Annotated in this window: 14 protein-coding genes; 4 read left to right on the top strand and 10 right to left on the bottom strand. The window is 30.1% G+C overall.

Going from position 1 to position 12,527, the window contains the following annotated elements:
* Positions 1-122: 122 nt before the first annotated feature.
* Together BXQ17_RS02405 and BXQ17_RS02410 are read right to left on the bottom strand one after the other, a co-directional pair.
* Entirely contained in the window at positions 123-1,019 is an 897-nt protein-coding gene (locus tag BXQ17_RS02405) for a hypothetical protein (RefSeq protein ID WP_077809098.1), read from the bottom strand.
* Entirely contained in the window at positions 1,016-3,184 is a 2,169-nt protein-coding gene (locus BXQ17_RS02410) for an NACHT domain-containing NTPase (protein WP_077809099.1), read from the bottom strand. Before BXQ17_RS02410 ends, BXQ17_RS02405 begins: the two co-directional genes overlap by 4 nt.
* A 394-nt stretch (positions 3,185-3,578) precedes the next feature.
* Between BXQ17_RS02410 and BXQ17_RS02415 the strand changes: the two genes are divergently transcribed.
* Positions 3,579-3,974 carry a DNA-binding protein gene (locus BXQ17_RS02415; protein ID WP_077809100.1) on the top strand — a complete coding sequence of 132 codons (396 nt, stop codon included), beginning with the start codon at positions 3,579-3,581 and terminating at the stop codon, positions 3,972-3,974.
* Between the two features lie 16 nt (positions 3,975-3,990).
* Here the strand turns inward: BXQ17_RS02415 and ttcA are convergent, their stop codons facing one another.
* Complete coding sequence (gene ttcA / locus BXQ17_RS02420; RefSeq protein ID WP_077809101.1) at positions 3,991-4,779, bottom strand: tRNA 2-thiocytidine(32) synthetase TtcA; 789 nt, start codon at positions 4,777-4,779, stop codon at positions 3,991-3,993.
* Between the two features lie 331 nt (positions 4,780-5,110).
* Between ttcA and BXQ17_RS02425 the strand changes: the two genes are divergently transcribed.
* Positions 5,111-5,557, top strand: a complete 447-nt coding sequence (locus BXQ17_RS02425; protein WP_077809102.1) for a peptidylprolyl isomerase — start codon at positions 5,111-5,113, stop codon at positions 5,555-5,557.
* A 52-nt stretch (positions 5,558-5,609) separates the two neighbouring features.
* Here the strand turns inward: BXQ17_RS02425 and BXQ17_RS02430 are convergent, their stop codons facing one another.
* From BXQ17_RS02430 to BXQ17_RS02460, 7 genes are all read right to left on the bottom strand, one after another.
* On the bottom strand, positions 5,610-6,266 hold the full coding sequence (locus tag BXQ17_RS02430) for an aspartate/glutamate racemase family protein (protein WP_077809103.1): 657 nt from the start codon (positions 6,264-6,266) through the stop codon (positions 5,610-5,612).
* A gap of 12 nt (positions 6,267-6,278) precedes the next feature.
* Positions 6,279-7,226, bottom strand: a complete 948-nt coding sequence (locus tag BXQ17_RS02435) for an L-histidine N(alpha)-methyltransferase (protein ID WP_077809104.1) — start codon at positions 7,224-7,226, stop codon at positions 6,279-6,281.
* A gap of 1 nt (position 7,227) precedes the next feature.
* On the bottom strand, positions 7,228-8,376 hold the full coding sequence (gene egtB, locus BXQ17_RS02440) for an ergothioneine biosynthesis protein EgtB (protein WP_077809105.1): 1,149 nt from the start codon (positions 8,374-8,376) through the stop codon (positions 7,228-7,230).
* 197 nt (positions 8,377-8,573) lie between these two features.
* A complete protein-coding gene (locus BXQ17_RS02445) occupies positions 8,574-8,951 on the bottom strand; it encodes a nuclear transport factor 2 family protein (RefSeq protein ID WP_077809106.1) in 378 nt (125 codons plus the stop codon).
* 108 nt (positions 8,952-9,059) lie between these two features.
* On the bottom strand, positions 9,060-9,716 hold the full coding sequence (locus BXQ17_RS02450) for an HAD family phosphatase (protein ID WP_077809107.1): 657 nt from the start codon (positions 9,714-9,716) through the stop codon (positions 9,060-9,062).
* A gap of 1 nt (position 9,717) precedes the next feature.
* Positions 9,718-9,996, bottom strand: coding sequence for a hypothetical protein (locus tag BXQ17_RS02455; protein ID WP_149025850.1), 279 nt, complete (start codon positions 9,994-9,996; stop codon positions 9,718-9,720).
* A gap of 2 nt (positions 9,997-9,998) precedes the next feature.
* On the bottom strand, positions 9,999-10,415 hold the full coding sequence (locus BXQ17_RS02460; RefSeq protein ID WP_077809109.1) for a thiol-disulfide oxidoreductase DCC family protein: 417 nt from the start codon (positions 10,413-10,415) through the stop codon (positions 9,999-10,001).
* Between the two features lie 178 nt (positions 10,416-10,593).
* Between BXQ17_RS02460 and BXQ17_RS02465 the strand changes: the two genes are divergently transcribed.
* Positions 10,594-11,292, top strand: coding sequence for an ABC transporter ATP-binding protein (locus BXQ17_RS02465; RefSeq protein WP_077809110.1), 699 nt, complete (start codon positions 10,594-10,596; stop codon positions 11,290-11,292).
* 1 nt (position 11,293) lies between these two features.
* On the top strand, positions 11,294-12,526 hold the full coding sequence (locus BXQ17_RS02470) for an ABC transporter permease (protein ID WP_077809111.1): 1,233 nt from the start codon (positions 11,294-11,296) through the stop codon (positions 12,524-12,526).
* Position 12,527: the final 1 nt, after the last annotated feature.

Raw genomic sequence — 12,527 nt, forward strand, 5'->3', positions numbered from 1 at the left:
AATTTTTTTTTAAAGTTTTTAGAACATGCAGAATAGCTGATTTTAAACTCAGTAAATAAATAAACGTCTGTGGGGCTGCAAAATTTTTCTTAAAAACTATAAAACTGGAAATACAATTAAATTCATAAATAATTATGTGTGGATTTTATTAATTCAGGTGTTTTTTCTAAAAGTTTTTCGTTTTTTAATTCAATAACGTTAAGTAAATATAATAAGTTGTTAAAATTCATTGGTATTGATAAATCTGATTTAGAAATTTTTAATAGAAAAGTTGTTCTATCTACCTTTAAGATTTGTTTTCCTATCAAAATATCATTGTTAAGGATGTCTTTTAAATCGCTTTTCAAATTTGATAATTGAAATTGTAATCTGAATTTATTTCTCAATAATGCTTCCCAATTTTTACTTTTAAAATGTCGATAAGATAATTCATTGAATAAATTTTTGAGAGCAATATCATTAGTCTCCAAACTAGCATAAATACCGTTCAAAAGTCTTTCACTTTCCTTATGTTCATGCCAGTCGTCTTTACATTTATATCTTAAACTATGATCTATTTCGTGCCACCCTTCAGATAACATAGTACGTAATTGAAGTTCGAAAGTATTATCGATTAAATTGAAATTCAATTTTTCAGAAACTGAATTAACTTCTTTCAAAATCTGAATTTGACTTTCGTCGAATTCACAAATAATATTTGTTCTTTTTGGTTTGAAAACAGTTAATTCTAACTCATCAATTTCTTCATCAATAAAAATAAACTTATTATTTAAAATTTCTTTTACAACGTTGATGTCGTCTTTAAAATATGTTACTATTCTAACACCAATAACATCTTGAATTTTTTTGCCATTTTCTTGATATGGTTTACCTTCTTCTTTCTTTCTCTGAATTTTTTCAGTTATTGATTTTTCATTTTTTGTTCTAACAAAAATCCTATACAAGAGGCCTACTTTGTTCAATTCATCAACTATTTTTTGTTGAATTTGCTTCTCTATTATTTGAAAGCCTGCTATCATTTGTTTTCGCTGTGTTTAAGATGATAAATTGCTTCTCTGGTAATAAATCCAACATCATCCTTGAAATGTAAAAACTTTTTACTCTTTAAAGAATCTATAACCTTATTGATCTCTTTATCGTGATACTCATGAAGTAGCTTTTTAATATATGAAAATTTACGAGCTCTAGGTTTTACGCCATCGACGTGAAAAAAATGCCTAAGAACCATATCTTCAGAAAGAGTGATTTTTTTCTTTACTTCGTTATTGGTCGGGTTTTCAAATAGATTTAAAATATCAGTAACTAAATTATTGTCTGAATTACAGGCAAATAGAGCAAAGTCGCTGTAAGGTTTACTTGTTTGTTGATTTACAATTGAACAATTATAGAAAGAGCAATTTTGAAATGACGTGTCGAAAAATAAATTGATATCGAAGACACAATTATTAAATATAACTGATGAAAAAGCAGATGACTCGAATCTACAATTGTTATCAAATTTCAAGTTTGATAGTTCCTTATCGAATACAAAAAGGTTTTTATAATCTCGATTTGGTTGTTTTGAAAAAGTATAATCTAAATCAAAATAAAATCCAATTTCATATTCAAAATTCTCTTCATTGAAAATTGACCATAAGTTTTCTTTGTTTACTTTACTTTGAATTTTAAATGAATCTATGGATTTTATTGCGAAATCTTGAGGGATTATCTTTTCAAAATTATCATAATGCTCTTGATATTTTTCAAGGATTAAGTTTTCACCTATTAAATGTCCAAAAATGAAATCATTTATAATTCCAACATCACCATTAGGTTTCCTATCAAGAAATACGTGGTTTGATAGAGTTTCAATTAAATCTTCGATTGAAGGCTTTTCTTCTGCTATATATAACTTCAGACTGTTTTGTAATAATTTTTGATTATAATCCTTTATGAAATCTTTAATAGTTTCTTTAGATTCTGCAGTTATGTTGTACTCTGTCATAAATCTCACCAATTTTCTGAAAATTTTTAATTGGTCTTCATTATCTAATTTTAGGTTTTGTCTTTGTTGCTCTCTTTTTAATAAATAGTCCAAATATTTGTCTATCAATGCGCCGTCATTTGTTTCGAGCACGTAGCCTTTTAGGACATCTAATGAAATGTTTCTTAAGTAAGATAAAAGAACTGGATTAGCAATTTGAGCAACAGGAAAGTTTGCTTTGTCTATGACCTCAATTCTTTCGTTATCTAACCAGTTTTCTATTTTAGGTTCTTTTATTTCAAAGCGAGCAAGTGAGAATTCATTGTTAGAATCATAAATAGAATTAAGAAATTCATCACTATTAAATATGGCAGTTTTTCTAGATGTAATTATAATTTTTGCGTCACCTTTTAAAAGCTCTATAATTGTGGTTAGCATACTTTCAACCTCTTCTTTATTGCTTTCTTTTGAAATTAATTCATCAAAACCGTCAATAATTAATGGTATTCTACCCTTAGTGATTTGTTCAACAACTATATTTTGTTTTATTCCATTCGGAAACTGTTCATCAATTTCATTTAATAAAATATGTTTAAAAACCCTAGCTTCCCTATTTCTTGATAGTTCCGTAAAGAAAGGTAGTTGTTTGCATTCACTTGGAGAAAAAGCATTAAGTATTTCATTAGCTGTGCAAGTTTTACCAAATCCAGCAGGTGCTTCAATTATTATAAAAATTGCACCATTAACCTCACTCAATAACCCATTAATTTTATCAATAATATTAGTTTCTAAACTTGCATCGTAAGACTTACTTTCAATAATATTTTTTGATTCATCTTGAAGCAATAAATCAAAAGAGCTGTTTATATATTTATATGTACTTCCTTCAGGTAAATTTTGAAGTTGCCTATTAACAAATTGTTTGTACCTATTTTTTAATTCATTACCTAGCGGTGTTTTTATAAAGAAACCTTCAAATAAATATTCTTCAATTTCATCAATGTCATTTAGTATTCTAACATCTGTTGCAAACCCTAATTCAGAATATTCATTTTTTATTTTAGATATATCATAATCTTCATCGAATAATATAAATTCAGCTGCGTGATACATACCATACCTTAATGTATAGACTCTAACTTTATGATTCGATTGATCAGCTAATTGATAATTATAAGACAAAAACAACTTGTCTATATATTCTATTTTATTTGATGTCATTCTTTATTTTTTTATTTTCCATAGCATAAGACATTTATAACAATCGTTTCAACGATTTATAATCAACTTCAGCGAATTTCGTGTATTTATATGTAAAAGCCAATAGTAAATACATTTTTGTTTATAAGTAAACTATTTATGCGTGGTAAGGTTATACTATTTGCACTAGGGTGCGTTTGTGCATACGTCAGTAGGTTTTGTTGCATTGCTCAGTAGGTATTGTTGCATTGCTGCTGAGGTAGTTTAGAGCAATACTAGAATTCTTGTGTAACTATTGTAGTATTTATTTAAAAATATACTAGTATATTTTTAAAATTATTGTAGAATAATTTGTAGATTTAAAATTGGTAGGTAAATAGAAGATAATTAACAATATACAAAAAATAAATTACAAATGGCGCTACGTTACAGAATTTCTAAAAGAAATAATAGTATTGGTAAAAATACCGAGAATTATATTTTACAAGCCGTAAATACAGGTACCATAGATTTAGATACCTTAAGCGAAAGCATTAGCAACGAGTGTACTTTGCATAGTGTAGATGTAAAAGCTGTGTTAATGGCTTTGGGTAAAAAGTTAGATTATCATTTAAGCGATGGTAAAATTGTAGATCTTGGTGATGTGGGAAAGTTTAAAATGGGCTTTAGCGGTGTTGCTGCAGCTGCACCAGAAGCACTAAGTGTAAAACGAAACATTAAAAAGTTTCATATCAATTACCAACCGGCTCTTAAAATGAAAAGAAAATTAAAAGGCGGGATAACTGTGTATAAAGAAAGTAGTAGGGTGTAAGTGGTTTACAACCTTACTATACATTTTCTGTTACTTTGGTTTCTAAGTTCTCGAAATCGTACAAGTTATGATCTAGTAAATGCGACGGAAAAACGTTTTGCAAAGCATTCATCATAATCGAGTTTCTATTCGGGAATTCCTGTTCCCAATCGGCAATCATTTGTTTTACTTTTTTACGTTGTAAGTTTTCTTGCGATCCGCATAAATTACAAGGTATAATCGGGAATTCTTGATACGCCGCATAGGTTTCGATATCGCTTTCTTTACAAAAAGCCAAAGGTCTTAACACTACTAAATCGCCAGCATCGTTTTTAAACTTTGGTGGCATGGTTTCCATTTTACCGGCAAAGAAAAAGTTTAAGAAAAAGGTTTCTATAATATCATTTCTGTGGTGGCCCAATGCCAATTTATTACAACCTAAATCTTTGGCAGCTTCATACAACGTACCTCTTCTTAAACGAGAACACAAACTGCAAGTAGTTTTACCTTCGGGTGTTTTATCCATTACCACTTTATAGGTATTCTTTTCTATAATTTTATAAGGTACTTTTAGGTTGCTTAAATAAGTAGGCAGTACCTCTTCTGGAAAACCGGGTTGTTTTTGGTCTAAGTTTACGGCAACAATTTCAAAGGAAATAGGTGCTACTTTCTGAAAATATAATAACATATCTAACATTGCATAACTATCTTTTCCGCCAGAAAGACACACCATTATTTTGTCTCCTTCTGCAATCATAGAAAATTGCTTGATAGCTTCTGCAACCGAACGTTGCAATTTTTTTATTACCTGCTTCTTAGTATCCATTTTGCAAAAATAGTAGTTTGTAAAAGAAGGTTAAAATGAAATTTAAAATTAATCGTATAAATTTTAGAGTCGTGTTTTTACTTATTTTGATGACAAGATTACCTTAAATTTATTTAGACTGACAAACTTACGGGTTGTTCTTAATGCCTTTTAAAACCAATGATAGCAACATGTTTTATATTTGAAACCACATATTTAAGCTATAGATACAAGTTTTATCTAAATTAATTGCTTTGGCTTGGTTTTGGAGGCTTTGTATGTGTAAATTAAAAAAGTTTGTAAAGTGCAAGAGTTGTAGTTTATCAAACTTAAAAAAGAAATACATAGTAGTATGATGCAAGTAAAAGAGAACAACACTGTAAAAGTACATTACACAGGAAAATTAACAGACGGACAAATATTTGATACTTCGGAAGGAAAAGAACCAATTGAGTTTACTTTAGGAGAAGGACGTTTGATTCCTGGTTTTGAAAAAGGGTTGTTAAACATGAAGTTGAACGAGAAAAAAACACTAAACATTGCCAAAGAGGATGCGTATGGCGAAGTAAATGCACAATTGATACAAGAAGTTGCTAAAAAAGACTTACCACAAGACATGGAGCCACAAGTAGGTATGGGGTTGGTTTCGAAAGCTCCAGACGGTAGCGAAATGAATTTAATGGTAGTAGAGGTAAAGGAAGACGCTATTATAATTGATGGAAATCATCCGTTAGCGGGTAGAGATTTGGTATTTGATATCGAAGTTGTAGCCATTAAAGAGGCTTCTACAGAAGCATAATTATAAATGATTGTATAAAAAAAGCCTTTGCATTTGCAAAGGCTTTTTTGTTTTATATAATTGTTTGTACTGCGTTTAGAATTTGTAAATCTGCCATGTCTGCAATAGTTCTAACTCCTTGTGGCTTTAGTATAGAAAGTTCTGTACATGCAATTACTACAATATGTTTGGCTGCATACTTTTTTAAAATAGCTTGGTAATCTTGCACTAATTCTTCTGTTTCTGTATAGGCATAAATTGCTTTTCTTGCGGTGTCAATTAATTCCATTTCTTTAGCTGTAGGTAGTACTACTGCAATACCGTTTTCTTTAAAAAATGAACGTAAGTAAGTTGCATTCATGCTATGTAAAGAACCTATTAAAACGATTTTAGCAACTTGGTGTTGCTTTATTTTAGCGAGCGTTAAAGGCAACGGATGTATAATTGCTGTAGCAGATGCAACACGATCTATTGTTTCGTGCAACGTAATATTTGGTACTATAATTTTATCGGGTTGTAATGCTGTTATTTCTTGTAAATCTTTTGCAACGATAACGTCTAATGGTTTAGAAACGTTTGGCAATAACGGATTTATAGTATCAAAATTAGTGTTATACATCCAAAGTGGGCAAGTGCTGTATCCGCCTTTTTTTAAATTGTATTGCTTGTTTAATTCTTGTAAATAATAAGCAGTAGCTCTACTACCCAAGCCATATAGTGCTAATTTCATAGCAAATTATTTTTAGTTTCTTGTTAATATGTAATCAGCAAAATAAGCCTTACTATCCATAATTTTAGTATCAAGAGTAAAGCTAGTGTTTGCAATAATTTGTTGTATTAAAATATCGTTATACTTTCTTGATATTTCTGTGTGAATTTTTTCACCTTCTTTAAAATGAAAAGTCTTGTTTAATTGTTGTACTGTTACTTCTTGATCGCTAGTGCTTACAATAAAACTTTTGGCAATACCTTCTTCTTCGTTATATTCTGGTTGATGTTTAAATTGCGATGTATTAAAATCTGCATTTAATTCTGTATTGATTCGGTCTAACAAATTTAAATTGAATTTTGCCGTAATACCTTGTGTATCATTATACGCAGGCAATACAATTTCTTTCGATTTTATCAAATCTGCACCTAATAACAATTTGTCGCCTTTTTGCAAATTTGCACCTAAATTATAAATGAATTCTGTAGCAATTTCATCATCCATGTTACCAATATTAGAACCTAAAAACAACATTACTTTTGGGTTGTTGTTTTCTTTTAGAGAATGTAGCACATTAAAATAATCTCCTTGTTGGGTTTTTACAGAAACATTAGGCAATTCTTTGGCTAAATTGTTTTTTAATTGCGCTAAAGCATTGGCAGAAATATCTATTGGCATATAATCGAAACGATATTTTTGAGCATCTAAAACTTTTAAAAGTTCTTTGGTTTTTGTACCATCGCCAGCGCCCAATTCTATCAACTCGAAATGTGTATTTTTATCAATACCAAAAGCATCTATTAATTGTTGGGTTTTATTTTTAAAAATATCAAACTCACTTCTGGTTAAATAATATTCGGGCAGATTCATTATCTGTACAAAAAGTGCGTCGCCAATTTTATTATAAAAATATTTAGAAGGCAATGTTTTAGGTATTGCCGATAAACCTTGTTTTATTTCTTCTTTAAAAGTTTCTGTCATCTTATTTTACTAATCGAATTCCTGTAAACTGCCATCTATCTGTTGCACTAAAAAAATTACGGTAAGTGTGTCTGCTATGATTTGCCGAGGTAGCGGTAGATGCACCTCTTAACACCATTTTGTTACTCATAAATTTACCATTGTATTCGCCAACGGCACCGTTTGCTGTAACAAAGTTAGGATAGGGTAGATAAGCACTATTTGTCCATTCCCAACGCAAGCCCCAATTTAATTTTTTAGAAGCAATTTCCCATTCAAATTCTGTTGGTAATCGTTTGTTTTTCCAAGTTGCAAATGCATTGGCCTCAAAATAACTAATATGGCACAATATTGCGTCTAAGTCTATTTTTTGCAAACCTGCTAAAGTGTAATACTGCCATTGCTTGTCTATGTTATGCCAATACAAAGGCGCCTTTATATGTTCATTTTGTATCCAAGACCAGCCTTCATCTAACCAAAGATTAAAATTGGTGTAACCGCCATCTTCAATAAACTCTATATATTCTTTATTGGTTACAAGGTAATTGTCTATTTCAAAATCGGCCACATAAACTTTATGTACACCAAGTTCATTATCATAACAAAATCCTTTTTCTTGATGCCCAATAGTATACACACCTGCATCTACTTTAACGCTTGTGTTTACCGCATTTTTATCTGAAACTAAATTGTAATTTTCTTGAAAACTAGGTAATAGCGGATTGTGGCCCAACATGTATTTTACATCCGTAACTAATAATTCTTGATGTTGTTGCTCGTGTTGCAGGCCTAAAACAATTAAATCGATAATTTTTTGGTTTGTTATCGAGTCCATTACTGCTAACATTTTACTATCTACATACGCTCTATATTCAAAAACAGTATTTGTGCTTGGTCTAGACATGTTGCCTCTGTTGTTTTGCAAAATTCTAGCACCAACATTGTTGTAATAACTATTAAATAAGTAGTTAAAATTAGCATCAAATTCTTTATAATTTTTGTCTATTTCTTTTAATATAAAAGTTTCGAAAAACCAAGTGGTATGTGCCAAGTGCCATTTTGCAGGACTCGCAAATTTTACCACTTGTATGGCAAAATCTTCTATTTCTAAGTGGTTACAGAAATCTACTGTGGCAGTTCTAATTTTTTTATAATTTTCTTTTAGCTGCATTAATTATAATGGGGTCTTTATTTACTTGTTTTGTGAAATTTACTAAAATTATAGTGTATTGATACATACTTAGTATTAAAGTTAAAAGAAACATTACATTAAATTCACATAAATTGCTGTTCGAATTTTTGTAGAACTTTCTAAATAATTAATGATTACATTTTAACTAATTCGTATGCTGTTCTTTATAGCAATAATTAATACATCGTATTATTGTTTGCTGATGTATTTGGAACTTGCTGAATACTATCCCAATGCTCAACAATTTTACCATCATCTGTAAAACGGAAAAAATCCATAGTAACATATTGGTCGTTCCCAGGCCAAATTTGATGTGTGTGAAGCGCCACCAAATCGCCTTCTGCAATTGTTCTTACAAACCGAATAGATTTGTCTTGATACTCTTTATGCATTCTAGTAAAATAATCGATAAACGCTTGTTTGCCATCTGCTACTAAAGGATTGTGCTGAATATACTTATCACCAACATATAGTGCTACTGCCTTTTCAGGATTACCATTATAAGCCATTTTATAAAATGCAATAGCATTTTTTTTATTGTTTTCGAGATTCATTGGTTTGGTTTTAGAAATTTATTTTTTATAAAAAACTAAGAATCTCTAAGATACAAAAAAAGTACAGTTCGTAAATAATCTACGTAATAGTGTGCTATTTACAAGTGGTTATAGCATCGATTTTAAGTTCTTAAAATCTTTAATAACCGCATCGGCATTTTCTAAAGTTTGACCTTCGGATAAAACATTGGCATACCCAAATACAAAGATATTGGCATCATTAGCAGCTTTAACACCATTATCAGAATCTTCAATAACCACACAATTTTCTTTAGGTGTATTTCCTAGAATTGCTGCTTTGTTAAAAATTTCTGGGTTTGGTTTCGATTCCTTTAAATCTGCGCCACTAATTTTAGCCACAAAATATTGGTGTAAATTAAAACGATCAAAAACACGGTTGATGTTTACCATGGCAGAAGAAGAAGCTAATACCAATGTGATGTTTTTTTGGTAGAGGTATTTTATCAAATCTTCTACACCAGCAACTAAATGTAAGTTAGGATCGTTTTCAAAAAAGTTTACGTATCGTCTACGTTTATCTAAAACCAAATCTTCTGGATTTTCATTTAGCTGAAAGTGTTTTACTAATTTCTGAAAAGCGTTAATTGTAGAAGAACCCGTAAAAGATTTATACAAAGCATCAGAAACATGAACATTTAAAGAATTGAAGGTTTCATAATAGGCTTTTTTATGAATCTCTTCAGAATCTATAATTACACCGTCCATATCAAAAATAACACACTTTATTTGTGAAGGTAATTTCATTTTATTTCCAATTAGAAATTATTAGGTAAGAATACATCATTAAAAACAATAAGTTTATTAGAAAAGACACAAATATTTGATTTTTTTGGGGCTTCTTTCTTTCTGTAATTAAAAATATCATTCCGATAATGGACAATAATAAAATAATAGCTGCTATTAAACCTACTATTGTAGAAGAAACATAAGTATTTGTCTCATTCATATAAATTGATAGAACAATTATTACGATTGTTAAAACAAATGAAATTACCCCACATTTTAAGGCGTTAATCAATTTCATAATTAATCTAAAAATTTAGCTTTCAGTTCTTTAGTAGGTATCATACATTGCTCTTTTTTGCCAAACCATTTGTAACGGTTTTTAGCAACAAATTCGTACACATGATTTCTAAAACTTTCTGGAAATATATAAAATATACGTGTCAAATGCCATAAACCGCCAAAAGATTGCATAATTTTTAAAGCAGCTGTAGCTTTTACATCATAAGATACGCCAGGTTCATAAAGAATGATAGAATCTAGTTTGCGAGTATCGATGCCTAAATAGTTTATAATTTCTGTACCCTTTTTAGATTGAAGAGCAGCAAAAAGAAACTCGTTTTTTTTATCGAATTTAATTGTTTTTGTAACGGCATTATTGCATAAATTACAAACACCATCAAATAAAATTATCTTCTTATTTTTAGGAATATCAAGCATTTAAAAAGGTTCTTGTGAATTTATAACAAAGATACTTTAAGTTTTTTAAAATTTCTTGTAACATAATTTATTTTAAGACGTCTTATGTTTGTATTTGAAATATGAATTCTTGCTTTTAACAAAAAATTAGTAAGTGTACTCATTGGTAATCAATACTTTTATACAAAACAACCACCAAATGATTAAAATAGAAGGACTGCATAAATCTTACCCAATTGGTAAAGACTCTCTACACGTTTTAAAAGGAATCGATTTACATATTAAAGAAGGCGAATTTGTTTCTATTATGGGATCTTCTGGTTCTGGAAAATCTACCTTACTAAATATTGTTGGTTTATTAGATGTGCATGACGAAGGTACTTACCACTTAAATGGGCAGTTGATAAAAAACATGAACGAGAAGAAAGCAGCAATTTTGCGTAATAAATTCTTAGGCTTTATTTTTCAATCGTTTAATTTAATATCTTACAAAACAGCTGTAGAAAATGTTGCTTTGCCATTGTATTATAAAGGTATGGCAAGAAAAGAACGTTTGCAAATAGCCTTAGATTATTTAGAAAAAGTTGGTTTAAAAGATTGGGCAAACCATTTACCAAACGAGCTTTCTGGTGGACAAAAACAACGTGTTGCCATTGCAAGAGCCTTGGTTACCAAACCTAAAGTTGTTTTAGCCGATGAGCCAACAGGAGCCTTAGATTCTACTACAACAGATTCTGTAATGGATTTGTTAAAGGATATTAATGATGAAGGAATGACGGTTTTTGTTATTACACACGAAGAAGAAGTTGCAGAACAAACCAAAAGAGTGGTACGTTTAAAAGACGGTTTAATTATTAGTGATGAAATAACTGCAGTAGGAAAAGCTAAAGCCGTTTAATATGTTTGATTTAGATCGTTGGAGAGAAATTTTTCAGAGTATAAACAAAAACAGATTACGTTCTGTAATGTCTGGTTTTACGGTAGCCTTTGCAATTTTACTGTTTACTTTATTATTTGGTATTGTAAGCGGATTAAGTAATTCTTTTAAAGGTGCTTTTGCAGATGATGCGCAAAATGCCATGTTTGTAAGAGTTTGGAAAACCTCTAAACCTTACAAAGGTTTGCAAACAGGTAGAACCGTTCAATTAAAAAATAAAGACTACGATTATATTACTGAGGAGTACGGAAACAAAATTCAATACAAATCTTCTAGAATTTATAAAAACTTTACCATTAAGTATAAAAATGAGGCAAGCAATTATAGTGTAATGGCTGTAAACCCAGATCATCAATATTTAGAAAAAACAATTATTGATGAAGGTAGGTATTTAAATGAAAGAGATTTAAAAGAAAAATCGAAAGTAATTGTAATTGGTAGGTTGCTTAAAAAAGATTTATTTGGTGAAAGACCTGCGTTAAGAAAAAGGGTAAACGTAAACGGAAGTTCATATTTAGTAATAGGTATTTTTTCTGATGAAGGCGGAGATAACGAAGAAAGAAAAGCATTTATACCACTAACTACCGCACAAATGATGTATGGTAATAATGATTACATTAGCCAAATTGCTTTAGGGTACAATCCTAATTTAAGTTTAGATGCGGCTGTTGCTTTTGGAAATCAAATGGAGCGTGATTTAAGAAAAAAGATGGATATTCATCCAGATGATCAAAGTGCGCTTTCTGTTAGAAATATGGCAGAAGCTAATAAAGGTGTTGGGCAGTTTATGGGTGTTTTATATGCCATTGTAATCTTAATTGGTTCTGGTACTTTAGTTGCAGGTATTATAGGTATTTCCAATATTATGATTTTTGTAATCAAAGAAAGAACAAAAGAATTTGGTATTCGAAAAGCCTTAGGAGCCAAACCCGTTTCTATTGTAGGTATGGTTGTACAAGAATCTGTCTTAATTACCACACTTGCAGGTTATCTAGGGCTTACCTTAGGAACGTATATTTTAAGTTTGATTGGTAATAGTTTAGAAGAAGATTATTTTATAAAAGACCCAAGTGTAAGCCCAGGTATAGTAATAGGTGCAACTATAGTTTTAATTCTATCTGGCTTAATTGCGGCTTATGTACCAGCAAAAAAGGCAGCAAATATTAAACCAATAGAAGCATTAAGAGCAGATTAAT

The sequence above is a fragment of the Polaribacter sp. BM10 genome (assembly GCF_002005425.1).
GTDB classification, from domain to species: Bacteria; Bacteroidota; Bacteroidia; order Flavobacteriales; family Flavobacteriaceae; genus Polaribacter; species Polaribacter marinaquae.

Coding starts and splice junctions, on each gene's coding strand:
- BXQ17_RS02450 (WP_077809107.1), bottom strand. CDS start 9,716: ATGAAATTACCTTCACAAATAAAGTGTGTTATTTTTGATATGGACGGT.
- egtB (WP_077809105.1), bottom strand. CDS start 8,376: ATGCAGCTAAAAGAAAATTATAAAAAAATTAGAACTGCCACAGTAGAT.
- BXQ17_RS02465 (WP_077809110.1), top strand. CDS start 10,594: ATGATTAAAATAGAAGGACTGCATAAATCTTACCCAATTGGTAAAGAC.
- BXQ17_RS02410 (WP_077809099.1), bottom strand. CDS start 3,184: ATGACATCAAATAAAATAGAATATATAGACAAGTTGTTTTTGTCTTAT.
- ttcA (WP_077809101.1), bottom strand. CDS start 4,779: ATGGATACTAAGAAGCAGGTAATAAAAAAATTGCAACGTTCGGTTGCA.
- BXQ17_RS02460 (WP_077809109.1), bottom strand. CDS start 10,415: ATGCTTGATATTCCTAAAAATAAGAAGATAATTTTATTTGATGGTGTT.
- BXQ17_RS02455 (WP_149025850.1), bottom strand. CDS start 9,996: ATGAAATTGATTAACGCCTTAAAATGTGGGGTAATTTCATTTGTTTTA.
- BXQ17_RS02445 (WP_077809106.1), bottom strand. CDS start 8,951: ATGAATCTCGAAAACAATAAAAAAAATGCTATTGCATTTTATAAAATG.
- BXQ17_RS02470 (WP_077809111.1), top strand. CDS start 11,294: ATGTTTGATTTAGATCGTTGGAGAGAAATTTTTCAGAGTATAAACAAA.
- BXQ17_RS02405 (WP_077809098.1), bottom strand. CDS start 1,019: ATGATAGCAGGCTTTCAAATAATAGAGAAGCAAATTCAACAAAAAATA.
- BXQ17_RS02430 (WP_077809103.1), bottom strand. CDS start 6,266: ATGAAATTAGCACTATATGGCTTGGGTAGTAGAGCTACTGCTTATTAT.
- BXQ17_RS02415 (WP_077809100.1), top strand. CDS start 3,579: ATGGCGCTACGTTACAGAATTTCTAAAAGAAATAATAGTATTGGTAAA.
- BXQ17_RS02425 (WP_077809102.1), top strand. CDS start 5,111: ATGATGCAAGTAAAAGAGAACAACACTGTAAAAGTACATTACACAGGA.
- BXQ17_RS02435 (WP_077809104.1), bottom strand. CDS start 7,226: ATGACAGAAACTTTTAAAGAAGAAATAAAACAAGGTTTATCGGCAATA.